The sequence below is a fragment of the Patulibacter sp. genome, from assembly GCF_030655195.1.
GTDB lineage: Bacteria > Actinomycetota > Thermoleophilia > Solirubrobacterales > Solirubrobacteraceae > Patulibacter.
Genome location: NZ_JAURWA010000131.1, coordinates 1 through 24696, shown reverse-complemented (window position 1 = coordinate 24696; position 24696 = coordinate 1). Strand labels below are relative to the sequence as shown.

At 73.7% G+C, this 24696-nt stretch carries 25 protein-coding genes and 1 pseudogene; 13 read left to right on the top strand and 13 right to left on the bottom strand.

What is annotated here, in order from left to right:
- On the top strand, nt 1–484 hold a 484-nt coding region (locus tag Q7T67_RS14610), incomplete at its 5' end, for an SMP-30/gluconolactonase/LRE family protein (protein ID WP_304791015.1).
- Nucleotides 485–656: 172 nt separating this feature from the next.
- On the opposite strand, the gene Q7T67_RS14605 is transcribed toward Q7T67_RS14610, so the two are convergent.
- A complete protein-coding gene (locus tag Q7T67_RS14605) occupies nt 657–1553 on the bottom strand; it encodes a LysR family transcriptional regulator (protein ID WP_304791012.1) in 897 nt (298 codons plus the stop codon).
- On the opposite strand from Q7T67_RS14605, the pseudogene Q7T67_RS21245 reads away from it, so the two are divergent.
- The 5 genes and pseudogenes from Q7T67_RS21245 to Q7T67_RS14585 form a co-directional block, all read left to right on the top strand.
- Nucleotides 1501–2199: pseudogene (locus tag Q7T67_RS21245) on the top strand (CoA transferase); the annotation flags it as partial. The gene Q7T67_RS14605 and the pseudogene Q7T67_RS21245 overlap by 53 nt on opposite strands.
- On the top strand, nt 2179–2832 hold the full coding sequence (locus Q7T67_RS21240; protein ID WP_370695405.1) for a 6,7-dimethyl-8-ribityllumazine synthase: 654 nt from the start codon (nt 2179–2181) through the stop codon (nt 2830–2832). The pseudogene Q7T67_RS21245 and the gene Q7T67_RS21240, both read left to right, overlap by 21 nt.
- Nucleotides 2833–3004: 172 nt before the next feature.
- Entirely contained in the window at nt 3005–3202 is a 198-nt protein-coding gene (locus Q7T67_RS14595; protein WP_304791006.1) for a hypothetical protein, read from the top strand.
- 329 nt (nt 3203–3531) lie between these two features.
- Nucleotides 3532–4656 (top strand): PLP-dependent aminotransferase family protein, encoded by a 1125-nt coding sequence (locus Q7T67_RS14590; RefSeq protein ID WP_304791002.1) that lies wholly within the window; start codon nt 3532–3534, stop codon nt 4654–4656.
- 54 nt (nt 4657–4710) lie between these two features.
- Nucleotides 4711–4932: a hypothetical protein gene (locus tag Q7T67_RS14585; protein WP_304790999.1), complete on the top strand. Its 222-nt coding sequence runs from the start codon at nt 4711–4713 to the stop codon at nt 4930–4932.
- Between the two features lie 28 nt (nt 4933–4960).
- Here the strand turns inward: Q7T67_RS14585 and Q7T67_RS14580 are convergent, their stop codons facing one another.
- A complete protein-coding gene (locus tag Q7T67_RS14580) occupies nt 4961–5671 on the bottom strand; it encodes a metal-dependent transcriptional regulator (RefSeq protein WP_304790995.1) in 711 nt (236 codons plus the stop codon).
- A 70-nt stretch (nt 5672–5741) separates the two neighbouring features.
- On the opposite strand from Q7T67_RS14580, the gene Q7T67_RS14575 reads away from it, so the two are divergent.
- The 3 genes from Q7T67_RS14575 to pyk all read left to right on the top strand — a co-directional run bounded on the left by Q7T67_RS14575 (nt 5742) and on the right by pyk (nt 8963).
- Complete coding sequence (locus Q7T67_RS14575; protein ID WP_304790992.1) at nt 5742–5957, top strand: hypothetical protein; 216 nt, start codon at nt 5742–5744, stop codon at nt 5955–5957.
- A 100-nt stretch (nt 5958–6057) separates the two neighbouring features.
- On the top strand, nt 6058–7218 hold the full coding sequence (locus Q7T67_RS14570; protein ID WP_304790989.1) for an NAD(P)H-dependent glycerol-3-phosphate dehydrogenase: 1161 nt from the start codon (nt 6058–6060) through the stop codon (nt 7216–7218).
- 323 nt (nt 7219–7541) lie between these two features.
- Nucleotides 7542–8963, top strand: a complete 1422-nt coding sequence (gene pyk / locus Q7T67_RS14565) for a pyruvate kinase (protein WP_304790986.1) — start codon at nt 7542–7544, stop codon at nt 8961–8963.
- Nucleotides 8964–8987: 24 nt separating this feature from the next.
- Here the strand turns inward: pyk and Q7T67_RS14560 are convergent, their stop codons facing one another.
- Entirely contained in the window at nt 8988–9959 is a 972-nt protein-coding gene (locus tag Q7T67_RS14560) for a VOC family protein (protein ID WP_304790983.1), read from the bottom strand.
- A 234-nt stretch (nt 9960–10193) separates the two neighbouring features.
- On the opposite strand from Q7T67_RS14560, the gene Q7T67_RS14555 reads away from it, so the two are divergent.
- On the top strand, nt 10194–11258 hold the full coding sequence (locus Q7T67_RS14555) for a hypothetical protein (RefSeq protein WP_304790980.1): 1065 nt from the start codon (nt 10194–10196) through the stop codon (nt 11256–11258).
- 123 nt (nt 11259–11381) lie between these two features.
- Here the strand turns inward: Q7T67_RS14555 and Q7T67_RS14550 are convergent, their stop codons facing one another.
- Nucleotides 11382–13181: an acetyl-CoA carboxylase biotin carboxylase subunit gene (locus Q7T67_RS14550; RefSeq protein ID WP_304790977.1), complete on the bottom strand. Its 1800-nt coding sequence runs from the start codon at nt 13179–13181 to the stop codon at nt 11382–11384.
- A gap of 181 nt (nt 13182–13362) precedes the next feature.
- Nucleotides 13363–13896, bottom strand: a complete 534-nt coding sequence (locus Q7T67_RS14545; RefSeq protein ID WP_304790975.1) for a DoxX family protein — start codon at nt 13894–13896, stop codon at nt 13363–13365.
- Nucleotides 13897–14017: 121 nt separating this feature from the next.
- On the opposite strand from Q7T67_RS14545, the gene Q7T67_RS14540 reads away from it, so the two are divergent.
- The gene (locus Q7T67_RS14540; RefSeq protein WP_304790972.1) at nt 14018–14338 is read left to right on the top strand and encodes a hypothetical protein; all 321 of its coding nucleotides are present in this window, start codon (nt 14018–14020) and stop codon (nt 14336–14338) included.
- Between the two features lie 18 nt (nt 14339–14356).
- On the opposite strand, the gene Q7T67_RS14535 is transcribed toward Q7T67_RS14540, so the two are convergent.
- The 3 genes from Q7T67_RS14535 to Q7T67_RS14525 form a co-directional block, all read right to left on the bottom strand.
- Entirely contained in the window at nt 14357–15664 is a 1308-nt protein-coding gene (locus tag Q7T67_RS14535) for a sulfate adenylyltransferase subunit 1 (protein WP_370695404.1), read from the bottom strand.
- A gap of 65 nt (nt 15665–15729) precedes the next feature.
- Entirely contained in the window at nt 15730–16668 is a 939-nt protein-coding gene (gene cysD, locus Q7T67_RS14530) for a sulfate adenylyltransferase subunit CysD (RefSeq protein WP_304791017.1), read from the bottom strand.
- Nucleotides 16669–16708: 40 nt separating this feature from the next.
- On the bottom strand, nt 16709–17380 hold the full coding sequence (locus Q7T67_RS14525) for a phosphoadenylyl-sulfate reductase (protein WP_304790966.1): 672 nt from the start codon (nt 17378–17380) through the stop codon (nt 16709–16711).
- A gap of 336 nt (nt 17381–17716) precedes the next feature.
- Between Q7T67_RS14525 and Q7T67_RS14520 the strand changes: the two genes are divergently transcribed.
- Nucleotides 17717–18631 (top strand): PHP domain-containing protein, encoded by a 915-nt coding sequence (locus Q7T67_RS14520; RefSeq protein ID WP_304790963.1) that lies wholly within the window; start codon nt 17717–17719, stop codon nt 18629–18631.
- A 168-nt stretch (nt 18632–18799) separates the two neighbouring features.
- Here the strand turns inward: Q7T67_RS14520 and Q7T67_RS14515 are convergent, their stop codons facing one another.
- From Q7T67_RS14515 to Q7T67_RS14495, 5 genes are all read right to left on the bottom strand, one after another.
- On the bottom strand, nt 18800–19021 hold the full coding sequence (locus Q7T67_RS14515) for a hypothetical protein (protein ID WP_304790960.1): 222 nt from the start codon (nt 19019–19021) through the stop codon (nt 18800–18802).
- A gap of 158 nt (nt 19022–19179) precedes the next feature.
- Nucleotides 19180–20388, bottom strand: coding sequence for a homoserine O-acetyltransferase (locus tag Q7T67_RS14510; RefSeq protein ID WP_304790957.1), 1209 nt, complete (start codon nt 20386–20388; stop codon nt 19180–19182).
- A gap of 46 nt (nt 20389–20434) precedes the next feature.
- A complete protein-coding gene (locus Q7T67_RS14505; protein WP_304790954.1) occupies nt 20435–21745 on the bottom strand; it encodes an O-acetylhomoserine aminocarboxypropyltransferase/cysteine synthase family protein in 1311 nt (436 codons plus the stop codon).
- 162 nt (nt 21746–21907) lie between these two features.
- The gene (locus Q7T67_RS14500) at nt 21908–22672 is read right to left on the bottom strand and encodes an endonuclease/exonuclease/phosphatase family protein (protein WP_304790952.1); all 765 of its coding nucleotides are present in this window, start codon (nt 22670–22672) and stop codon (nt 21908–21910) included.
- Between the two features lie 61 nt (nt 22673–22733).
- On the bottom strand, nt 22734–24260 hold the full coding sequence (locus Q7T67_RS14495; protein WP_304790950.1) for a GDSL-type esterase/lipase family protein: 1527 nt from the start codon (nt 24258–24260) through the stop codon (nt 22734–22736).
- 135 nt (nt 24261–24395) lie between these two features.
- Here Q7T67_RS14495 and Q7T67_RS14490 point away from each other — a divergent pair, with 135 nt between their 5' ends.
- A complete protein-coding gene (locus tag Q7T67_RS14490; RefSeq protein ID WP_304790948.1) occupies nt 24396–24683 on the top strand; it encodes a hypothetical protein in 288 nt (95 codons plus the stop codon).
- Nucleotides 24684–24696: the final 13 nt, after the last annotated feature.

The following is a 24696-nucleotide window of genomic DNA, read 5'->3' as shown; positions in this document are numbered from 1 at the left end:
GCTCGAGATCGACCCCGAGGGCGGCGTGCGCACCGAGCTCGCCCCGGTCACCATCTCGAACGGGCTGGGCTTCGCCCCCGACGGACGCTCGGCGTACTACGTCGACTCGCCGACCGGACGCATCGACCGCCTGCTCTGGAGCGCCGGCACCGGGCTGCACACCCGCCGGCCGTGGGTGCGGCTCGCGGATGCCGGCGCGTCATCCGGTGCCTACGACGGGCTCGCGGTCGATGCCGACGGCGGGGTCTGGGTGGCGCTCTACGGCGGCGGAGCGGTGCACCGCTACGACGAGCGCGGCCGGCTCGACGTGGTGGTCGAGCTGCCCGTGCGCCAGCCCACCGCCGTGGCCTTCGACGGGCCCGACCTGCTCGTCACCACCTCGCGGCACGGCCTCGGCGACGCGGCCGAGCCCGCCGCGGGGGCCCTGTTCCGCATCCCCGCCACCGGCACCACCGGCGCGCCCGTGCACGAGTACGCCGGCTGACCGTCCCGCCCGTCCCGCCCGCGCGGGGCGTGGAGAACGACGAACATATCGCCGAGCGACGGCCAGAGCGCTCCGGTCAGCGGTTCCTTCGCTTTTGTCCGCGGTTCGGGGGCCGTTGGGCCCGGCCGCGGTGCGCGTCCGGGCCGCGCGCCGCCCTGCGGCGGAGGATCGCTCAGACGATCTCGCGCGGCCGGCCGACCGGGTGGAGCCAGTCGACGAGTCGCTGGATGCGCGCTCCCCGCACCGGGTCGGAGCTGCGCCACGCGAGCCCGACCTCGAAGTCGATGTCGTCGAGGTCGAGCGGGGTCGCCCGCAGGGCGGTGCGCTCGATCATCTGGCTGATCGGGGTGTCGGTCGCCCGGTTGCCGAGCATGATGGCGCCCGTGCTGCGCAGCCGGGACTCCAGGGTGAGCACCTCGGCGAACCCGATCTCCTCGATCTCGGCCACGCCCGCCGCCATCAGCTTGTCGACCAGGGCCTTCATCGGCTTCGGCTGGAGGATCATCGGCAGCACCACCGCCTTGCGCCCGCGGAGGGCGGAGAGCGCGACGCTCGTGTCGGGCAGGTCGCTGTCGGCCGGGCCGAACACATAGAAGCGGTAGCGGGCGAGCGCGCGCACGTCGATCCCCGGCAGGTCGACGGGCAGGTGCACGACGGCGAGGTCGAGGTCGCCGTGGCTGAGCTGGCGCAGCAGGATCGAGGACATCTCGGCCTCGACCCGCGTCACCGGCTCGCCGAGATCGCGGAGCCCGTCGCCGAGGCGTGCCGCGAAGCGCGTCGGTGCCCAGGGGGTGACCCCGACCCGGATGGGGCGGGGATCCGCGGCCGGCACGAGCAGGTCGTCGAACTGGGCGAGGATCGCCACCACCCGTGGGAGCAGCGCCGCGGCCGCCTCGGTGGGGAACAGCTCGTGGTAGCGCCGGTCGAAGAGCTCGACCTCCAGCTGACGCTCCAGCTGGCGGATCGTGCGGCTCACCGGCGACGGGGTCAGGTGCAGCGACTCGGCGGCCTTGCCGATGTTCCGCTCGCGGGAGACGGCGACGAAACAGCGCAGCTGTGCGATGTCCATACGGCACCCTAGCGCGGCTGCTGCACGCCGTGAAGGCGAGCACCGTGCACGGATTGGCACGTGCAGTCGTCGCGCCGAGGCCGGAGGAGCGTGCCGGATCGGCGATGTACGCGCCCCGGCTGCGCTGGCAACCTGGGGGCACCGAACCACAGAGCGGCCCCGGGGTCGCCACGAAGGAGTGTGTGGCATGGTCGACGACGACCTCTCGACACCCGTTCTCGACGGGATCCGCGTTCTCGACGCGATCTCCGGCCCGACCCAGACGATCGGGCGGTTCCTCGCCGAGCTCGGCGCCGACGTCGTGCGCGTCGAGTCGCCCGACGACGCCGCGAGCCGCGCCGCCTCGGCCCGCGCGGGCACCGCCTTCGACGTGCGGAATGCCGGCAAGCGCGGCGTGCTGATCGATCGCACCACGCCCGACGGACAGGCCCGCTTCAACGGCCTGCTCGCCGCCGCCGACCTGTACCTCGACGACCGGCCGGCCGGCTCCCACGACGAGGGCGAGTCCGCCCGGCTGGCGCGGATCAATCCGCGGCTGGTCACGCTGCGGGTGACCGACTTCGGCCTCGTCGGGCCGCGTCGGCACTGGCGGGCGACCCCCGACGTGCTCTTCGCGCAGAGCGGCGTGCTCTCGCGCTCCGGACTGCCCGACCGCGCCGAGCCCCTGCTGCCGCCCGCCCGTCTGCGCCGGCCCCGCGCTCCTCCCCGGCCGTCCTCCGGCGGCCGGGGCCGGGCCGGACCGACTTCCGGGCCGCGCCGGACCGTTCCACCCCGATCCCGCCACGCGGGCGGTAGCGTCCCGGGCGTGAGCACGCCCGACCCGTCCTTCAACGCCGCCGACCTGCGCATCGCCTTCGTCCAGGCGTCGTGGCACCACGAGATCGTCGATCAGGCCCGGGTCGGATTCCTCGAGGAGATCGCCGAGCTCGGCTACTCCGCCGACAACGTCGACGGCTACACCGTGCCGGGCGCCTACGAGCTGCCGCTGCACGCCCAGAGGCTCGCCCGCACCGGGCGCTACGCGGCCATCGTCGGCGCCGCCCTCGTCGTCGACGGCGGCATCTACCGCCACGACTTCGTCGCCGCCGCCGTGGTCGACGGCCTCATGCGCGTCCAGCTCGACGAGGGGGTCCCGGTCTTCTCCGTCTCGCTCACCCCGCACCACTTCCACGAGCACGCCGAGCACATCGACTACTACACGGAGCACTTCGTGAAGAAGGGCAAGGAGGCCGCGCGCGCCGTCGCGACGACGCTCTCCTCGCTCGCCACGATCGGCTGAGCCCCGGCCGACCGACCGGTTCCGCGCGCCGCCGCCGGCCCGGTCCCGGGCCCACGGGACCCGGCCGACCAGATGCGTGGTCCCGGGAAGGAGTCCGTCGGTCGGCGGCGAAGGAGGCCCGTCGCCCCGTTCCATCGGTGTTTCCGCCGGTCCGGCCCCTAGTCTGGACACCGTGCCCGGCTCGCTGGACCTCCACGGCATGTTCGCGGCCCTCGAGTGCCGAGGGGTCCCGGCACCGCTCGACCCGCTCGAGGAGCTGGCCGCCGTGGCCGAGATCACCCGCGACCGCATGCGGATCTTCGACCCCTCCTGCACCGCGGACCCCCCGCCGCAGCCCGTCGCCCCGCGCGGCCGGCGCCCCGGCCGCTGACGCGACCGACATCCGCGCAGCCGCTGACCCGGGCCGCTGACCCGACCGACATCCCCGGCCCGGCGCCCCGGGCCGCTGACCCCACCGACATCCCCCGCCCGGCGCCCCGGGCCGCTGACCCCGACCGACATCCCCGGCCGACGCCCACGAGCCGGGTCCGTCGTGGTGCGACATCCGCCACTGTCGGTCAAGGGCGTTCCGTTCCGGACGTCCGCGCATGCCCAGCACGTACCGAGCGACGAATTCGCGGGAGCCGGGTCGGCTTCGGCAGATGCGCACGCCACACGGCCTGCCCGCCGTCCCCCGATCCCGGGGAATAGGCTGTTCCCATGGCCGATTCGATCTCGTTCGCCCGTGGGGCACCGTCCGCCGACATCGTCGACATCGAGGGGCTGAAGGAGGCCGCGGTCCGCGCGTTCGACGCCGACCCGGCCGGCGTCTCGGGCTACGGCACCGCGGTCGGCTACCTGCCGCTGCGCGAGGCCATCGCCCAGAAGCACGGCGTCTCCGCCGATCACGTCGTGGTCACCAACGGCTCCATGCAGGCCGACGCGTTCCTCTTCGACGAGCTCGTCACGCCCGGCGACGCCGTCGTCGTCGAGCGCCCCACGTACGACCGCACGCTGAAGGGCCTCAAGGAGCGCGGCGCCGACGTCCGCCTCATCGGCCTGCAGGACGACGGCATCGACGTCGACGAGCTGCGCACGGAGCTCGAGGGCGGCCTGCGCCCGACGTTCGCGCACGTCATCCCGAACTTCCAGAACCCGGGCGGCTCGACGCTGTCCCTGGAGAAGCGGCACGCGCTGCTGGCCCTGGCGGCCGAGTACGGCTTCGTGATCTTCGAGGACGACCCCTACTACGACGTCCGCTTCACCGGTGAGGCGCTGCCGCGCATGTTCGACCTGGCCAAGGAGGCCGGGCCGGGCCGCGAGGGGCCCAACCCCGAGCTCGTCGTCTACGCCTGCTCGTTCTCGAAGACGGTCTGCCCGGGCATCCGCGTGGGCTACGCCGTCGGCGAGCCCGAGCTCATCAAGGCCCTCGTCGCCCGTGGCGTCGGCGCGTACATCTCGCCGAACATGGTCGCGCAGGCGATCGTCCACCAGTTCGTGTCCGGCGACCGCTACCCCGCGGCGCTGCAGACGGTGAAGGAGGCGCTCGCGGAGCGCTCCGGCGCCCTCGGCACGGCGCTGAAGGAGCACCTGCCCCAGGCGACGTTCGTGCAGCCCGAGGGCGGCTACTTCCTCTGGGTGCAGCTCCCGGAGGGCGAGGGCCACGACTGCGCGACGATCGCCAAGGAGGCCGCGGACCGCGGCGTCCAGATCGTCAAGGGCACCGACTTCCTGCTCGAGGGCGGGGAGAACGCGTTCCGCCTCGCGTACTCGGCCGTGCAGACCGACAAGGTCGACGAGGGCGTCCGGCGCCTGGCCGAGGCCGTCGAGGCCGCCAAGGGCTGAGCACCGGGGGCGGCGGGTCCGCCGCCCCCGGTCACCCCGGCCATCGTCCTCGCCGTGCCTCCCGGGAGGCACAAGCGGCCTGCGGTGCCCCACGGCGAGCGCGCCTTCGGCCTCCGACCGGTCGCCTACGAGGCGGCCACCGACAGCGACGTCGTCACGTACGACGATCCCGACACGACGGTCCGGGTCGTGGCCCGGGTCCCGCGCAGCGGCGCGACCCCGAGCCTGGTCCTCCGGACCGCCCCGGACACCGGGGCGTCCTCGATCGCCTGGTGAGCGCCCCGCGGGGCGCCCGGCACCCCGCTCAGCGCCCGAAGGCCGCCTGCTCGAGCACGACCGCCGGCGGCAGGCCCACGCGCTCCGGCGGCGACGGGTCGGCCTTCACCGAGACGGTCTCCGCGGCGCTGATCGTCAGGGTGTGCGTCGTGCCCTCGGCCGTCTCGAACGCGACGTGCTCGTCGTCGCGCGAGACGACGGTGCCCTCGAGGCCCGGCTGGATGCCCGCGCCGTAGAGGTAGTGCAGGACGGGCTCGGCCTCGTTCTCGAAGCGCAGCACCTGGATCTTCGCGCCCAGCTCCACGTCGGCGAGGGGCGCCCCGGGGATCCGCTTGCCGACCTCGATCGGGTGGCCGTGGGGGCACGTCTTGGCGGAGCCGATGGCGGTCCGCATCCCGGCCTCGATCATGGGGCTCATCGCGTGCTCCATGCGCTCGGCCTCCTCGTGCACCTCGTGCCACGGGATGCCGAGGACGTCGGTGAGGAAGCGCTCGACCAGGCGGTGGCGGCTGACCACGTTCTCCGCGACGTCCAGACCGCGCTCGGTGAACGAGATCCGCTTGCGCTCGTCGCGGATGATCAGGCCGTCGGCCTCCAGCCGCTTGACCATCTCGTGGACGGTCGGGGCGGACAGCAGCATCGCCCGCGAGACGTTGGCCGCCGTCAGCGGCAGCTGGACCTCGTGCAGCCAGTAGAGCGTCTCGAGGTATTCCTCTTCACCGGCGGTCGGATGGCCCATGGACGCATCGTACCCCGCCTCGCGCGGAGCATCCGTCGTAGGAGGGCCCCCACGGCGGTACGATCAGCACGTGAGCACTCGGCGTCCCGAAGAGACCGGCGGCCTGACGGCACTGGACGCCGCCAAGATCATCGGCATCATCGTCGCGATCGTGGTCGTGATCGCCGTGGTCGGCAAGGTCGTCAGCGCGATCATGAGCCTCATCTTCGCCCTGCTGGTCGGCGTCGCCGTGGTCGCCGCCGCCTGGGTGCTCTGGAGCCTCGTCCGGGGCGGCCGGAAGGCCTGATCACCGCACGGCGGGACTCGCGGTCCCGACCGGGGCCGACGCCCCGGCCACGTCCGGCGCGTACCGCTCGGGCGGTCCGCGGGTATGTACGGGTGACTTGATGACCGAGCGCCCCCGTCCACACGTCGCGCCCACCCGGGGCGTGACCCTCCCCAACCCCCTCGGCCGCCGCGCGGTCGTCGTGGGTGCGGGGTCCTTCGGCACCGCCGTCGCCGTCCTGCTGGCCCGCGGCGGCTTCCGCACGACGCTGCAGACCCGGACGGTCGAGCAGGCCGACGAGCTGCGCGAGGCGCGGGAGAACGCGCGCTACCTCGCGGGCGTCGAGCTGCCGCAGAACCTGAAGATCGACTCGATCGAGTCGGGTCCCGGCCGCGCGGAGTTCATCTTCCTCGGTGTCCCCTCCGCGACCCTCGGCGAGGCCGTCGACCGCCTCGAGGCGCAGGGCCTCGACCGCCGCTCGAAGGTCATCTCGCTCGCCAAGGGCCTCGTCCCGCCGCTCGGCGTCCCGCCGACGGTCCTGCTGACGGAGCGCTTCGGCCCGCACCGCGTCGCCTGCATCGGCGGACCCGCCCACGCCCGCGAGATGGTCACGCACGGCGCCGGCCTCGTCGCCTCCTCCGCGGACGAGGAGCTCGCCTCCACGATCGCCGCCGTCTTCCTGCGCGCCGGCGTCGTCTGCGAGCACACGGACGACCCGGTCGGCGTGGAGCTCGCCGGCGCGGCCAAGAACGCGGCCGCCCTCGCGGCGGGGGCCACCGAGGGTCAGGGCCTGAACGCGGCGGGCGCGGCCGCGGGCCACATCTTCGCCGAGGTCTGGCGACTGGCCGAGGGCATGGGCGCTCAGCCGGCCACCTTCATCGGCCTCGCGGGCACGGGCGACCTCGTCGCCACCGCGCTGGCCCCGCAGAGCCGCAACCGCCGGGCGGGCGAGCTCCTCGCCGCCGGCGTCGCGCGCGACGAGATCCCGCGACGCATCGGGCAGGCCGTCGAGGCCTTCGAGTCCGTGCCGCTGCTCGAGGCCGCGCTGCACCGCGCCGGCGTCGCGTCACCGGTCACCTCGGGCCTCGTCGGCCTGATCCGCGGCACGATCCCCCTCGACGAGTGGGTCGCGCTCGTGCGCACCACCGTCCCGCCGCCGGCGGACTGGCGCGACGGCCCGGGCCCCGGGCGCTTCCGCCGCTGGTGGGACCGCCTGCTCGAGCGCCTGGCGTTCCAGCCGGAGCGCCGCGAGCGGCGCGAGCTGCCCGGCCCCGCGGACTGAGCCTCGGGCGCTCGGGCCCCAGGCCCCTGCCGCCCGGACCCGCCGACTGAGCCGCCCCGGCCCGGGCCCCGGGGACCGCCACCGCCCGGGCACGACCGCGGCGACGGCTCGGGAGGAACGGCCTCGGGAGCGACGGCCCGACCCGACGGGTGCCGAGGCGACGGACGAGCCCGCCGCGCCACCGGTCGCGTGGCGCCGACAGCCCGGCACGAGCGGCGGTGCGCCAGGGTGCGGGCGGTAGCCGGCCCCGTCGCCCGCCGTCGGAGGGGTCCGGACACCCGACGGCCACGTCGTCGCGGTCCGGGCGGCCTAGAGTGGGGGGCGTGTCGGAGCTCCCCCGTCGTACGAAGATCGTCGCAACCGTCGGCCCGGCCAGCCGGGATCCGGAGATCCTCGTCCGGATGATCGACGCGGGCATGGACGTCGTCCGGCTGAACTTCAGCCACGGGTCGCACGAGGACCACGCCGAGACCGTGCAGATGGTCCGCTCCGCCGCGGACCGCGCCGGGCGCCCGATCGCGGTGCTCCAGGACCTGCCGGGCCCGAAGATCCGCCTGGCCCAGGTGGCCGACGAGCCCGTCCAGCTGCACGACGGCCAGCGCCTGACGCTCGCCGCCGGGTCCGTGCACGACGTCGGCACCGCGGAGCGCCTCGTCGTCGCGTGGGACCGCTTCGCCGACGCGGTCGAGGTCGGCGAGGAGGTCCACGTCGCCGACGGCATGATCCGCCTGCGCATCGAGGCCGTCCGCCAGGGCGACGGCGAGGCCGACTGCGTCGTCGAGATCGGCGGCCCGGTGTCGTCGCGCAAGGGCGTCAACCTCTCCGGTCCCGCCGACCTGCTGCCGACGGTCCCCGAGGAGGACCTGCTGCACCTGGCCGCCGGCAAGGCGATGGGCGTCGACCTCGTCGCCGTGTCGTTCGTGCGGCGCGCCGAGGACCTCGAGGCGCTGCGCACCCGCACGCGCTGCCCGCTGATCGCGAAGTTCGAGAAGCCCCAGGCGATCGAGGCCGCCGAGTCGATCGTCGCCGCCTCGGACTGCATCATGGTCGCCCGCGGCGACCTCGGCATCGAGCTGCCGATCGCCCAGGTCCCGCGGGTCCAGAAGCAGCTGATCGCCCTGGCCGGCGCCTACGCCCGGCCGTCGATCACCGCGACGCAGATGCTCGAGTCGATGGTCAACTCGGCGCGCCCGACCCGCGCGGAGGTCACCGACGTCGCCAACGCCATCCTCGACGGCACCGACGCGGTGATGCTCTCGCAGGAGTCCGCGATCGGGCAGTACCCGGTCGAGGCGATCAGGACCCTGGCGGAGGTCGCCCGCGAGACCGAGACCATCGCCCCGTTCTACGACTGGAACGAGCGGCGCGTGCGCCGCGACTCCAAGGACCCGGGCTGGGCGGTCGCGCGCTCGGCCGTGCACACCGCGCAGGAGCTCGACGCCGCGGCGATCGTCGTGCCGACCCTGTCGGGCCGCTCCGCGCGCCTCGTCTCCGCCCACCGGCCCGACCGCCCCGTCATCGCACTGTCGCCGTCGCGCGAGACGATCGCGCGCTGCAACCTCATGTGGGGCGTCGACGGCGCGATGATGCAGCACCACGCGGTCACCGAGGAGCTGATCAAGGACGCCGCCACGAAGGTGCGCGAGCTCAACTGGCTCAAGTCCGGCGACCGCGTCGTCATCACCGCCGGCCTGCCCTCGGGCACCCCGGGCACCACGAGCCTGCTGCAGGTCCAGACCGTCTGAGGAGGGGGCGGGGCCCGGTCCGTCTCACCAGTCTTCGCGGGGGTCCGGGATCGGCTGCAGGTTGGCCTCGATCGCGGTGCGGTGCTCCTCCAGCCAGGGGGGCAGGATCGTCTTGACGCCCCAGTCCTCGCGCGGGTTCTTCGCCTCGAAGCCCGGCAGGTCGGTGGCGAGCTCGTACAGGACCCCGCCCGGCTCGCGGAAGTAGATCGACCGGAAGTAGAAGCGGTCGACGAGCCCGGAGGTCTGCAGGCCGTGCCGCTCGACGTGGGGCAACCACGCCTCGTAGTCGGCGTCGCGGACGCCGAAGGCGACGTGGTGGACCGTGCCGGCGCCGTGCACGGGCCGCTCGGCCGGAGCGCGGTCCACGGTGACGACCCCGCCGCGACGGTCCGAGCGCAGCTCGTGACGGCCGAGGGCGGCGTCGGTCCCCGCTCCCCCCTCGAGGGCCGCGTCCAGGGGCGTCCGCGGATCGATCAGGCGAGCGCCGAGGACGTCCGTCAACACGGTCGCGGACCGCTCCGGTGCGCGGCTGAACATCCGCACGCCGTCGAAGCCGCGCAGCGCGACCTCCTCCGGGATCTGGGGGTGACGTGCGCGCAGCGGCGGGTCGCCGCTGTCGTCGACGACGAGCTCGAAGCCCAGGCCCTCGGCGTCCTCGAACAGGAACGTCCCGGCGGCGCGGCGGTTCGGCAGGCCGTACCGGGTCAGTCGTCCCTCCCAGAACCCGATCGCCTCGTCGGACGCGACCCGGAAGGAGATCCGATGGACCATGCCCGCCCCGTCGCGCCCGACGGGCATGCCGCGGGTCTCGAACATCGTCAGGTCCGACCCGGCGCTGGCGTCCTCGTCCGTGAAGAACAGGTGGTACATGTCCGGCGAGTCCTGGTTCACCGTCTTCGCGGCGAGACGCAGACCGAGGACACCGGTGACGAAGTCCGTCGCCGTCCGGCCGTCGGAGGTCATCGTCGAGATGTGGTGGATGCCGTCGATCTGCATGGTGCGCCTCGCGTCCCGGGCGCGACGCCCGGGCGATCCGTGTAGTTGCATTGACAACTATACGCCGATCGTCGGGCCGCGCAAGAGCCCTGCGGACGCGGGCCGTCGTCGCGAGAGAACGCCTGCACATCGCCGGTTCTTGGACCGCGGCACCCTCGCGGGCGGGCTCGACGAACGTCACACGACCTTCGGACGCCGCTGCAAGATCCGTTGCAGGACGGGTACGGTCTTCCCATGGCCGCACCTCACGGCGAGCCCGTCCCGGGCGGCGAGCAGGACCCCGCGACCTCCGGCGCCGCCGCGCCGGAGGGCTCGCCGCGCCGCCGCCCACGCACCGCCGCCCCGCCCCTCGCGCCCCTCGCCCCCTGGGTGATGCCGTCGCTGATCGCCGGGCTCTCCGTCCTCCTCCTCGTGATCGTCTTCGGCTTCATCGTCGGCCGCGACGACGACCCGGCCCAGGCCGCGGCCACGACCGCGACGGAGGCCGCCGCCCCCCTGCCCGAGCTGCCTCGCGGCGGACGCACGCTCCTCCCCGGTCGCCGCGTCGTCTCGTTCGCCGGGGTGCCGCAGGACCCCGAGCTCGGCGCCCTGGGCGTCGGGTCGCTGCGCAGCGCGGTGCGGCGTCTGAAGAAGCAGGCGGTCCCCTACAGCCGCAAGACCCGGCCGACCCAGCCCGCGCTGCAGCTGATCTCGACGATCGCCCACGCCGACGCCGGCCGCAGCGGGCGCTACAGCGAACGGCAGTCCTCGTCGGTCATCGCCCGCCACCTGCGCGAGGCCCGGCGGGCCAAGGCGCTGCTCATCCTGGACATCCAGCCGGGCAAGTCGAGCTTCGTCACCGAGACCCGCCGGCTGCGCCGCTGGCTGCGCGAGCCCGACGTCGCGATCGCGTACGACCCCGAGTGGCGGGTCGAGAAGGACGGCGACGTCCCCGGCCAGGTCATCGGCTCCGTCCGCGCCTCCGAGCTCCAGCGCTCGCTCGACGAGGTCGCGAAGATCGTCCGGCAGTACCGCCTGCCGAAGAAGCTCGTGCTCGTGCACCGCTTCACGGAGAACATGGTCCAGGGACTCGAGACGATCCGGGTGCCGTCCGAGCTGCAGACCGTGATGTCGATCGACGGCGTCGGCGACCGCGCGAACAAGCTGGCCAAGTACCGCCAGCTGACCCGCGACCTCCCGAGCGCCTGGCGCCCGGGCTTCAAGGTCTTCTACAAGGAGGACGCCGAGGCCGGCGGCCTCATGACCCCGGCCCAGGTGATGAACCTGCGTCCGCGGCCGGACGTCGTCCTCTACGAGTAGCCGCGGCCGACGCGGGAACGACGACGGGCCGCCCTCGCGGCCCGTCGGACGGTGCTCCCGTCCTCCGGCGCGGTGACCGGAGGGGGAGCGCGGATCGCGGCGCGCCGGGCGCGCCGCGGGCGACTACTCGGCGGCGGGGGCCGCGGCGGCCTCGATCGTCGCGATCAGGTCGCCGGTGTTGATCGGCTGGCCCTCCTTGGCGGCGAGCGTCGTGATCGTGCCGGCCTTGTGGGCGGTGATCTCGTTCTCCATCTTCATCGCCTCGATGATGCAGATCAGATCGCCCTCGGCGACCTCCTGCCCCTCCTTGGCGACGACCTTCCACATGTTCCCCTGGATCGGGGACGGCAGGTCGTCCGCGCCGCCACCGGCGGACTTCTTGCGCTCGGAGCGCTTCTTCTTGCCGCCGCCGGAGCCGCCGGAACCCGCCGCGACCGTCCCGACCGGACCGGACGCGGCGCCGTGGACCTTGACCTCGAAGCGCTTGCCGGAGACCTCGACCTGGTAGTCGCGGGTCACCGTCTCGTCGTCGTCCTGGTCGATCGGGACGACCGGGATCTCGGGGGCGGTGGACTTCAGCCACTCCTTGTCCTCGACGAGCTCGGAGCAGGTCGAGCCCTTCGCCCAGTTGTCCGTCGCGAGGATGGCCTGGTGGAACGGGATCAGGGTCGTGAGGCCCTCGATCTTGTACTCGCCCAGGGCGCGGAGCATGCGCTTGGTGGCCTGCTCGCGGTCGACGTCCCAGACGATGAGCTTGGCGACCATCGGGTCGTACTGCGGGGAGACGATGCCGCCGGCACCGACGCCGGAGTCGACGCGGACGCCCGGGCCGGAGGGCTCGAGGTACTCGCCGATCGCGCCTGGGGTCGGCGCGAAGTTCATCGGCGCGGACTCGGCGTTGATGCGGCACTCGATGGCGTGCCCGCGGAGCTGGACGTCCTCCTGCTTGTAGTCCAGCTCGTCGCCGAACGCGGCCTTGATGCCCTGCTTGACGATGTCGATGCCGGTGACGGCCTCGGTCACGCAGTGCTCGACCTGCACGCGGGTGTTCATCTCGAGGAAGAAGTACTCCCCGTCCTGGAGCATGCCCTCGATGGTGCCCGCACCGACGTAGTTCACGGCCTTCGCGGCGTCGACGCCGATCTTGCCGATCCGCTCGCGGAGCTCCTCGTCCATGAAGAAGTCGGGGGCCGGGGCCTCCTCGATCAGCTTCTGGTGACGACGCTGGATCGAGCAGTCGCGCTCGCCCAAGTGGATGACGTTGCCGTGCTTGTCGGCGATGACCTGCACCTCGACGTGGCGCGGGTTGGGCAGGTACCGCTCGAGGTACACCGTGCCGTCGGAGAAGAACTTCTCGCCCTCGCGGGAGGCGCCCTCGAAGGCGTCCTTGAGCTTGTCCTCCGTCAGCGCGACGCGGAAGCCCTTGCCGCCGCCGCCGGAGGCGGCCTTGACGGCGACGGGGAAGCCGATCTCGTCGTTGGCGATCCGCAGCGCGTCCTCGTAGGTGTCGACGGCCTCGGTCGTGCCCGGCACGATCGGCACGCCGGCCTTCTGCATGAGGTCGCGGGCCTTGGTCTTGCTGCCCATCGAGTCGATGGCGGAGGCGGGCGGCCCGATGAAGGTGATGCCCTCCTCCTCGAGGCGCTGCACGAAGGCGGCGTTCTCGGAGAGGAAGCCGTAGCCGGGGTGGACGGCCTCGGCGCCGGACTCCTTCACGACCTCGACGATCTTGTCGACGTTGAGGTAGCTCTTGGCGGCCTCGGCCGGGCCGATCAGGTACGCCTCATCGGCCCGCTTGACGTGCAGGGCGTCGCGATCGAGCTCGGAGTAGACGGCGACCGTCTTGATCCCGAGCTCTTCGCAGGCGCGGATCACGCGGATAGCGATCTCCCCGCGGTTGGCGATGAGGATCTTGCCGAACATAGGCGCCGAATCTATTCGATCGCGTGCGCCATCCGCCGTCCGCGTGGGCCGTACCCACCGGGTGGGCGGGGCGCCGGACGGGGGGACGGCGGATCCGGGGCGCGGGTGCACCGGCGCCGACGGGATCCACCACCGCCCGGACGGGCGGCTGCTCCGCGGCGACCGACCGCCGCGGAGGAGCTCAGTCGCCGTCGGCCGTCGACGTGCGGGCGGCCGACAGCGGCGAGGCGGCCGCCGACGACGGCGCGGTGTCCGACGTCCGCCCGGCGATCCGGTCGTGGACCAGGGCGTCGAGGCTCAGGCGCCCGGGGCCGGCCAGGAGCAGCACGACCGCGGCGACCAGGAGCGTCAGGGGGAACTCGTAGCCGTCGAGGAGCGGCCCGGGCAGGTACAGGGCGATGATCGCGACGACCATCGACGTGCCGACGGAGAAGGCGCCCAGGCGGGTCATCAGCCCGAGGACGATGAGGATGCCGCCGAAGAACTCGCCCGCGCCGGCGAGGACGGCGAGCGGCTCGCCGGGCGTCAGGCCGCTCTGGGCGAACATCGCACCGGTCCCGTCGATGCCCCCGCCGCCCCAGAGGCCGAACAGCTTCTGGCCGCCGTGGGCGATGAAGACCGCGCCGACGACGAGGCGGGCGACCAGGAGGCCCACGTCGGTCGGCCGGTCGGTCCGGCTGCGGGGGAAGGCGAGGTGCACGAGGGGGGAGGACATGGCCGGGAAGGTAGGACTCCCGAAGTAAGACCCCCGTAAGAGCCGATGCCGCCGCGGGGACGGCGTCCACCCGGGGGACCCCTGCCCGGGGCGACGGGCCGGCGGCGGTACCCTGCGGTGCGTGCCCCGCCCGCTCCGGATCCTCCCCGTCGCGGTCGCCGCGCTGGCCCTCGGCCTGGCGGGCTGCGGGGGTTCCGGGGACGGCGTGTCGTGCGACGACGTCGTCTGCACCGTGCAGTCGGACGGGCCGGGGACCTACACGCTGGACCAGCAGAGCACCGAGGTCGAGGTCTCCGACCTGACCGACGACGCCGTCCGGGTCCGGGTGAACTCGGAGCAGCAGATCCTGCGCCGCGGTGCCGACCCGGTCCGCATCCGTGGCTACCTCGTCACGGCGGAGGAGACCTCGCCGGACCGCGTGAAGGTCCGCCTGGAACGCTGACCCGGACGCCGCCGACCGCTACCTGATCATGCCTCCGGCGACGGTGTCGTTCGTGCCCTCGTCGATGAGGATGAACGCCCCGGTGGCGCGGTCGCGCAGGTACGGGTCGGCGACGAGCGGCCGCTTCAGGCGGATGCGCACGCGGCCGATGTCGTTGAGCTCAAGGCCGTCGGCGTCCTCGCGCTCCAGGGTGTGGAGGTCCAGGCGGTCCAGGACCGCGTCGACCTTGGCGACCGTCGTGGTCGTCGTGTGCTTCAGCAGGTAGCGGGCGCCGGGCCGCAGGGCGCGGTCGCTCATCCAGCAGACGTCGGCCTCGAGCTCACGGAAGGTGATCGCCTCGGCGTCCTCGTCCGCCCCGACGATCACGTCACCGCGCGAGACGTCGACGTCGTCCTCCAGGTGGACCGTCACCGACTGCGGGGCGGTCGCGACGTCGAGGTCGCCGTCGAGCGTCTCGATCCGGCGGACGCGCGAGCGGACGCCCGAGGGCAGGACCTGCACCTCGTCGCCGGGCCGCAGGACGCCGCCGGCGACCTGTCCCGCGTAGCCGCGGTAGTCGTGCAGGTCGTCGGCGTCCCAACGGCCGCCGGACGTGTCGCCCGCCGCCCCCGGGCGGATCACCCACTGCACCGGGAAGCGCAGGTCGGTCAGGTTGCGGTCCGTCGAGACCTCGACGGTCTGCAGGTGGCGCAGGAGCGTCGGGTGGTCGTCGTCCTCCGGGTACCACGCGGGCAGCTCGCCGCGGTCGACGACGTTCTGGCCCTGCAGCGCCGAGATCGGGATGACGTGGATGTCGGGGATGCCCAGCTGCGTCGAGATCCGCGTGGTCTCGGTCTCGATCGCGCGGAAGACGTCCTCGTCCCAGTCGACGAGGTCCATCTTGTTGACCGCGAAGGTCACGTGGCGGACGCCGAGCAGGGACGCGATGAACGTGTGCCGGCGGGTCTGCTCGATGACGCCCTGGCGCGCGTCGACGAGGACGATCACGAGGTCCGCGGTCGAGGCGCCCGTGACCATGTTGCGCGTGTACTGCACGTGGCCGGGGGTGTCGGCCAGGATGAAGGAGCGGTCGCCGGTCGTGAAGTACCGGTAGGCGACGTCGATCGTGATGCCCTGCTCGCGCTCGGCGCGCAGCCCGTCGGTCAGCAGCGACAGGTCGACGGCGCCCGCGCCGTGGCGACGGACGGACGCCTGCTCCACCTGCTCGAGCTGATCGGCGAGGACCTGCTTGGAGTCGTAGAGCAGCCGGCCGATGAGGGTCGACTTGCCGTCGTCGACCGAGCCGGCGGTGGCGACGCGCAGGAGGTCGGCGCGCAGCGCCGGCATGCCGGCGGGGTCGCCGGCCTCCGCGAGCAGCGAGGCGGACGGGGCGTGATCGGGTGCGGCGGACATCAGAAGTACCCCTGGGCCTTGCGGTCTTCCATGGCCGCCTCGGACACGCGGTCGTCCGCGCGGGTCTCGCCGCGCTCGGTGATGCGGGTCGCGGCGATCTCGGTGACGACGTCCTGCAGCGTCGACGCGGTCGACTCCACCGCGCCGGTGATCGTCAGGTCGCCGACGGTGCGGTAGCGCACCGACAGCGTCTCGACGGTCTCGCCGTCCTGGGGCTGCAGGAACGGCGACACGGCGTAGAGCATCCCGTTCCGGCGGACGACCTCGCGCTCGTGGGCGAAGTAGATCGACGGGAGCTCGAGGCGCTCCTCCTCGATGTACTGCCAGACGTCGAGCTCGGTCCAGTTGGAGATCGGGAACACGCGGACGTTCTCGCCCTTGCGCAACCGGCCGTTGTAGAGGTTCCAGAGCTCGGGGCGCTGGTTCTTGGGGTCCCAGCCGCCGAAGTCGTCGCGGAAGGAGAAGATCCGCTCCTTGGCCCGGGCGCGCTCCTCGTCGCGACGGGCGCCGCCGAAGCAGGCGTCGAACTCGTGCTCCTCGATCGCGTCCAGCAGCGTCTGCGTCTGCTGCTGGTTGCGCGAGCTGCCCTGCTTGGACGGGTCGTACCCGTCCTGCACGCGGCCCTGATCGATCGTGTCCTGGACCTTCGCGACGATCAGCCGCTCGCCGAGCTCCGCGGCCCGGCGGTCGCGGTACTCGACGACCTCGTCGAAGTTGTGGCCCGTGTCGACGTGCACCAGCGGGAACGGGAAGCGCCCGGGGCGGAAGGCCTTCTCCGCCAGGCGCAGCAGGACGATGGAGTCCTTGCCGCCGGAGAACAGGAGCGCGGGGCGCTCGAGCTCCGAGGCGACCTCGCGCATCACGTGGATGGCCTCGGACTCCAGGGCGCGGAGCTTCGAGAGTCCGGCGCTGCGGGCGTCGGCGGGGTCGATCGTCATGGAGTCCGAGGGACGGGTGGTCGGCGGGGAGGTGGACATCTCAGGCGTCTTCCTGGTGCAGTCCGCACTCGATCTTGTCGGAACTGGCCCAGCGACCCTCGCGACCCGCGCCCTGCTTCGTGCAGTGGGTGCACCCGATCGACGCGTAGTCGCGGTCGTGCAGCGGGTTGTAGGGCAGGCCCTCGGCGAGCACGTGCTTCCACACGTCCTTGTCCGTCCAGTCGGCCAGCGGATTGACCTTGACCAGGCCGAAGGCACCGTCCCACTCGACCTTCTTCGCCCCCGCGCGCGCCGGCGACTGGTCGCGGCGGATGCCGGTCGTCCAGGCCTGCAGCTGCGACAGGCCCTCCCGCAGCGGCCCGATCTTGCGGATGCCGCAGCACTTCGACGGGTCGCGGTCCCACAGGCGGTCGCCGTGCTCGGCGGCCTGCTGCTCGAGGCTCGGGCCGCTCCAGCGCTCGATCGTCGTGTCGTACCGGGCCTCGGTCTGGCGCCAGAGCTCGTAGGTCTCCTCGAACAGCACGTCCGTGTCCAGCGCGAACACGCGGGCGTCGGGGTTGGCCTTGAAGATCAGGTCGAGCAGGACGGACTCCTCCTTCTGGAAGGAACAGGCCAGCGCGATCTGCGGGTGGTACGTCTCGAGCGCCCAGGCGACGACGTCCTGCGCGGGAGACTCCTCGAGATCGGGGAGCGTGGGGACGGCGACGGCCATCGGTCAGCCCGCCGACGTGGTCGAGGGGACGCCGGCCGCGGCGACGACGAGGAGGTGCCCCTCGCCGAGCTCGGTGGGCGTCGTGGAGGCGGGTGCGTCGGTCATGAGGGTCCCTCGAGGGTGGTGAGGTCAGACGGAGGGGACCATCCAAAGTAGCGAACGGTCATCCGGATTCATGGATTCCATCTGGAATACCAGGTATGCCTTCGGAGAATGAAATCGCACGGCACCCGCGGGCCCGCCGGGACGGGGGATCCGGCGCCCTGCGCGTCGCGGCGCCGGCAGGTCGTGGGGGCGGCCCGCCTGCGAGGGCCCCTCGTCCCCTAGTCTCGCTCGGTGCCCCTCGGCACGCGCGCGATCATGTCCGGCGACCCCGCACCGACCTTCGACCTCCAGTCGCACTCGACCGCGAGCGACGGCGCCCTGGTGCCCGCGCGGGTGGTGCGCTCGGCCCACCGCGCCGGCGTGCGGACGATGTCGCTGACCGACCACGACTCCGTGGCGGGGGTCCAGGAGGCGATCGAGACGGCCGAGCGGCTGGGCGGGATCACCGTCGTCCCCGGCATCGAGGTGTCGGCGATCGACGACGCCCACGCCGACCTGCACGTCTGCGGCTACCTCGTCGACCACACCTCCGCCGACCTCGCCGCGGCGCTCGAGGCCTGGCGCGCGGACCGCGCCGGTCGTGCGGACCGGATGATCGACGCGCTCTTCGAGCTCGGCTGGGCGGTCGACGTCGCCGGCCTGCGCGCCCGGCGCGACGCCGGGCGCTCGATCGGTCGGCCGCACGTGGCCGCCGCGGCGTTCGACCACCCGGCGAACGCCGAGCGGATCGAGGCCGAGGAGCTCGACACCGCCACCGACCTGCTCGTCGCCTACCTCGTCGACGGCGCGCCGGCGTTCCGGACGCGGACGACGCCGACGGTGGCCGAGGCGATCGACACGATCCACGACGCCGGCGGCGTGGCCGTGTGGGCCCATCCGTTCTGGGACGTCGGCGACGAGGCCGCGATCACCGCGGCGCTCGAGCGCTTCGTCGCGCTGGGGCTCGACGGCGTCGAGACGTTCTACGCGAGCTTCACGGAGGAGCAGACGCGCTTCCTCCACGCCGAGGCGCTGCGCCTGGGCCTGATCACCACGGGCTCGGCGGACTTCCACGGCCCGCACCACCCGAACTTCTCGCGCTTCCGCGACTTCTCCACCCACGGCCTCGAGCCCGTGTGGGGCCCGCTGGCCGACTGGATGGACTGACCCGCCCCGGGTCACCGCTGCGGGTGGATGCCGGGTGTTCGTGGACCGAGGAGGTCGGTGCGGGCGACGGGAGAGCGGTGCACCCGCACTGCCGAGCGTCGTTCCCGATGCGGACCCGCCCGCCTCCCAGATCCGAAGCGTCCACGGACGCCCGGCGCCACCCGCGGGCTAGCCCCAGGCGGTGAGGTCGTGCCCGCCCGTGTCCCACGAGGCGGCACGGCTGACGCCCTCGAGACGGGCGGTGCGGGCCCAGGCGTCGACCTTCGGGGCCTCCTCGACGGCCACCGCGGTGTCGCTGAGGAACTGCTCGACGGCGGCCACGAGCGCGGCGGCCTCCTCCGGCGTGGCGGAGGACGGGACGTCGATGCGCGGTGCTCCGTCGGCGGACATGCGGCGAAGGGTACCGCCGCGGCGGCAGGGCCGACCGGTCCGCGACGCGGGCACGGGCCGGTCGGCGGGGTCGACGGGCCGCGGGCGGGCCGGCCGTCGGTGGGAGCCGCCGGCCGTTCGGGCCGCCGGGTGGACCCCGCCGACCGACCGACGTCGCCCTACCGGGCCAGGAACCCGGCCACGAGGTCCAGGTGCTCGCCGAGCGGCAGCAGGAACGAGTCGTGACCCCACGGCGAGACCGTGTCGCGGCGCTCCACCGGGATCCCCGCGGCGGACAGCCCCGCCGCGATGTGGTCGCTGTGGGCCGGCCCGAAGCGCCAGTCGCTCGTGAAGCTCTCGACGAGGAACCGGGTGCCCGCGTCGCGCACCCCGGCGAGCCGCTCGTCGGCGTCCGGGGCCTCGAACGGCGCGAAGGCGTCCATGACCCGGGTCAGGTAGAGGTAGCTCAGCGCGTCGAACCGCTCGAGGAACGACACCGCCTGGTGGTGCAGGTAGTGCTCGACCTCGAAGACCGGCGCGAACCAGTCGTGTCCGTCACGGGGCGCCGGCGGTCCCCCGGCCGACGGGTCCGACGTGGTCCCCGCGACCGGCCGGCGACGCCGGTCGAACTTGCGCTCGAGCGCCTCCTCCGACACGTAGGTGACGTGGCCGAGCATCCGGGCGGCCGAGAGGCCGGCGCGGGGGATCCGCCCGGTCCCCGGGTACCGGCCGCCCTGGAAGTCCGGGTCGCGCAGGATGCCCTCGCGGGCGGCGGTCGAGAGCGCGATGTTCTGGGCGCTGAGGCGGGCGGAGGCGCAGAGCACGACGGCGCGGTCGACCTCCCCGGGCGCCTGCAGCGTCCACTCGAGGACCTGCATGCCGCCGAGCGACCCGCCGATCGCGGCGGCCACGCGGCGCACGCCGAGCCGTCGCACCAGCGCCCGCTGCACCCGGACGAGGTCGGCGACCGTGAACGCCGGGAAGTCCAGCCCGTACGCCTCGCCGGTCGCCGGATCGACGTCGCTCGGGCCGGTGGTGCCCCGACAGCCGCCGAGGAGGTTCGCGCAGACGACGAAGGAGCGATCGGTGTCGACGGCACGCCCGGGGCCGACCAGCACGTCCCACCAGCCGCGGCGCTCCGGGTCGCCGTGGTGCCCCGCCGCGTGCGCGTCGCCGGTCAGCGCGTGGCAGAGGACGACGGCGTTGTCGCCCGCCGCGTTCAGCGTCCCATACGTCTCGTAGGCGACCTGCACCGGCCCGAGCCGCGCGCCGTTGTCGAGCACGAGCGGGTCCTGCGCGCTGAACAGCACCGTCGTGTGCGTCGCGACCTCGCCCAGCCCCGGACCCAGGTCGCGTCCGCTCTCGTCGGTGATCGTCCCGTGCGTCATCGCCCGCGCGCGCGGCGGGGCCGGGCCCCCCGGCCCCGCCGGTCGCTCACGCGCCCGCGGCGGCGGACGCCTTGGCGAGCGCCTGGTCGAGGTCCGCGAGGAGGTCGTCGATGTGCTCGATGCCGACCGACAGGCGCACCGCGTCGGGTCCGACGCCCGCGGAGGCGAGCTCGTCCTCGTTCAGCTGCGAGTGCGTCGTCGAGGCGTTGTGGATCGCCAGCGACTTGGCGTCGCCGATGTTGGCGAGGTGCGAGAACAGGTCGAGCGCCTCGATGAACGTCCGACCGGCCTCGAAGCCGCCCTTCACGCCGAAGGACACGAGCGCGCCGCCCCCGCCGCGCAGGACCCGCTGGGCCACCTCGTGGTAGGCGTTGCCCTCGAGGCCCGGGTGGTTCACCCACGCGACGGCGTCGTGCGCCTCGAGGTGCTTGGCCACGGCCAGCGCGTTCTGGTTGTGTCGCTCCATGCGGATCCCGAGCGTCTCGACGCCCTGCAGGATCAGGAACGCGTTGAACGGCGAGAGCGCCGCCCCCGTGTTGCGCAGGAGCACGGTCCGGGCGCGCAGGACGTAGGCGACCGGCCCGGCGGCCTCCGTCCAGACGACGCCGTGGTAGCTGGGGTCCGGCTTCGTCAGGCCCGGGAAGCGCTCGGGCTGGGCGGACCAGTCGAAGGTCCCGGAGTCGACGATGGCACCGCCGATCGAGGTGCCGTGACCGCCGAGGAACTTCGTGAGCGAGTGGACGACGATGTCCGCGCCGTCCTCGATGAGACGCGCGCCGACGGGCGTGGCGACCGTGTTGTCGATGATCAGCGGCAGGCCGGCGGCGTGGGCGGCGTCGGCCCAGCGGGGGACGTCGAGAACGTTGAGCTTGGGGTTGCCGATCGTCTCGCCGAAGACGAGCTTGGTGCGGTCGTCGGTCAGGCGGGCGACCGCGTCGGGGTCGTCCGCGTCGGCGAACCGGACCTCGATGCCGTACTGGGGCAGCGTGTGCGCGAACAGGTTGTACGTGCCGCCGTAGAGCTGGGAGACGGAGATGATGTTGTCCCCCGCCGTCGCGATGTTGAGGACCGCGTAGGTGACGGCGGCCTGACCGGAGGCGGTGACGAGGGCCGCCGCGCCGCCCTCGAGCTGGGCCAGGCGCTGCTCGAGCACGTCCCACGTCGGGTTCATGATCCGGCTGTAGATGTTCCCCGGCGTCTTCAGCGCGAACAGGTCGGCGCCGTGCTGGACGTCGTCGAAGACGTACGACGTCGTCTGGTAGATCGGCACCGCGCGCGCGTTCGTGGCGGTGTCCGCGCTCTGGCCGCCGTGCAGCGCGATCGTCTCGGGGCGGTACTGGGGCTGCTCGTCGGTCATGGGGGCTCCGGTGTCGCTCGTCGGGTGGGGGCGCGCGCCCGCAGGAGCGCACCGCTCGGCCAGCCTAGCGCCGAACGGCGCAATACGTGGGAAAGCCGTTCCGGTATTGGAGGTTTACGTTTTCCGGGGTGCTGCCGCCCGGCGCACGCGGGCCCCGCGCGCTCAGGCGGCGGGTGCGCGGAGCGCGAGACCCGCGTGGTCCGTCCAGGTCAGCGTGCTCCGCAGCAGCACGCCGCCGAGCTGCCCGAACGCCGCCGAGTAGAAGATGTGCATGACGCGGCCGTCGCCCATGCGTCGCATCCCGGCGGGCAGCGCGTACCGCTGCGCAGCCGGGGGCCCGATGTTCAGGTCCGCTCCGAAGAACAGGCTCGGGTTGCGGGCGAGCTGCGCCGCCAGCAGCGTCTTGAGCTCGCCGGCCTGCGCCACCGCCTTGCCCAGGTGGTCCAGGTGGGTCGTGCAGACCGCAGCACCCGAGGAGTCGGCGCACAGCAGCACCCGCTTCTCCGTCCCGCCCTGCTGCATCGAGTACTTCGTCTCGACCGTCTTGACCAGGTCGCGGTGCGGCGCCGCGAGGATCGCGTTGCCGTACTTCCCCCGACCGCCCGGGCACATGGCGCGGCCGGCCTGCGCGAAGACCTTCTTGTACCCGGTGTTCCGCGCGACCCGGTTCACGGTGGCGGAGCAGACCTCGTTGAGCGTGAGCAGCTCCGGCTTGCCGCTGCGCAGGATCGCCGTCAGGTGGCCGGTCGCGTTGCCGCCCGCGCACTTCTTCGCGCGGTCGCAGGCGTTGATGTGGATCAGGGGGATGGACGTGGCCGCGCGGGCGGACGTCGGGCCCGCGAGGAGCGCGCCGAGGAGCAGGGCCCCCAGGAGGACGAGGGAGACGGGGAGGCGGAGGGACGTCCGCCTCGCTGCGGGGGTGTGCATGACCCGCATGGTGCCACCGGCCGGGGCGCCCGGCCCGCGAGTCTCACGAACGGGTCACATGTCAGCGCACCTGCACGCGCGAGCCGAACGCGCGAAGGGCCGCGGTGACCACGTCCGCGTACGCCTGGTTGCCCTCGACGGTCGGGTGGATCGACGCCGTGGCCGGGAGCTGCGGGACGAGGCCGATCGGCGTCCCGGGGTCCAGCACCTCGACGGGGTTGATCCACGGTGCCGGCCCGCCGGCCCCGTGGCCGACGAAGGCGGCGAGGACCTGGTCGGTGACGGGGTGCAGGCCCTGGGCGCGGGCGGCGGCCGCGACCTCCTCGTCGACCTGGGTCGCCCAGACGTTGGCCAGCCGGCGCTCGGCCTGGGTCAGCGTCGCGGCGAACACCGGATCCAGCGGCACCGGACCCTCGTCGAACAGCCGGGGGTACCCGGCGACGAGCACGTCGGCCCCGGGGGCGACGGCGCGGATCTGGGCGAACGTCGCGTCGAGGTCGCGGCGGACCGCGCCGCGGATCAGGGCGGTCTCGACGTCGCGGTCGGTGGTGCAGTCGCCGGTGACGCAGCGCGTGAACTGCGGGACGAACCGCGCGTCGTTGCCGCCGATGCTCAGGGTGATGAGCGTGGGCCCGGGCCGCGCACGCAGGCCCTGCTCGACGCGGTCCAGCTGCGTCCCGCCGATGCCGGCGATCTGCGCGACGCCACCCGAGCGCGACAGGCGGACGTTCTCCGTCTTCGCGCCGCTGCAGGCGATGAACTGCGGCAGCGGCACGAGGTCCCGCGGGATGAGCGCGGCCCACATGCGTCCGCTGCGGGAGCACGCCTGGTCGTCGTAGGGCTGTCCGAGACCGGTGCCGGCGGCGTACGAGTCCCCGAGCGCCCAGTAGGTCGCATAGCCCGGCGACCCGGCGGCCCGGGCCTCGACCGGGGCCGACGGCCGGGCCTCCGCGCCGCCGTCGGTGGCGACCACGCGGTAGCGCAGCCAGCGGCCGGCCAGGCGCACCGGGGGGACGTCCCGCAGGCTCCGGGCCTTCGCGGAACCGCCGAGCCGCTCGACGGCGCCCGTCAGCACGTCGACCCGCTCCACGCGGTAGCCCGTGGCGTCCTTCGCCGCCCCCCAGTCGAGGGCGACGGCGGTGCCGTCCGCCGCGGCGCGCAGCCCGGTGACGACCTCGGGCGTGCGACCGCGGGCGCGGACCAGCACGGACGGCCCGGCCTTGCCGAACGCCCGGCCGTCGGAGCGGAACCGCAGGCGGAACCGGTACCGGCTGCCGGCCCGCAGACCGCGGATGCGGACCGTGGTCGTGCGCACGGTGACGGCGGTCCGCCAGCGCGGTCGCGACGAGGAGAGGTCCCGCCGCTCGACGCGGGTGGCGGTGACCCCGGCTCCCGAGGGGCGGAACCACGCGAGCATCACGGCACGCGGGGTCGTCGTCGCCCGGGGGAAGACGCCGCGCGGCGCCGCCGACGCGGAGGCCGGGGCCGCGACCATGGTCACGACGGCGCACGCACCGGCGATCCCGGCGCGGCGGGCGACGGACGGCCCTGAACGGCCGGGGCGGGCGGGGCGGCGCGACGGGCTCACCGGATGACCCTAGTGGCCGACGAGGGGGGCCGTGTCGGCCCGGGGTCTCCCTCGGGTGGGGGGCCGGGGTCCCCCGCCACGGGTGGCCTGTCGGGTGGGTCTCCCCCGCGCGGGTGGCACCGACACCCACCAGGGGTGAGGACCCCTGGAGGGGCCCGGGCACCGGCCCTAGATTGGTTCTCGTACAGCGCACCACGGAACGAGGAGCTGAACACCATGCAGAGCAACCACACCACCACCACCGACCTGGTCGACCTCGACGCCCTCCCCGAGTTCGACAGCGCCGACCCCGGCCTGGACCTCGGCGTGCAGGAGCTCGACGACCTCGTCGCCCCCGGCTGGGGCTCCTGGGTCGCCGGCATCGGCGGCGGAGCGGCCGCCGGCTACGGTGCCGTCGCCCTCGGCGCCGCGATCGCCACCTGAACCCCGCCGGTGC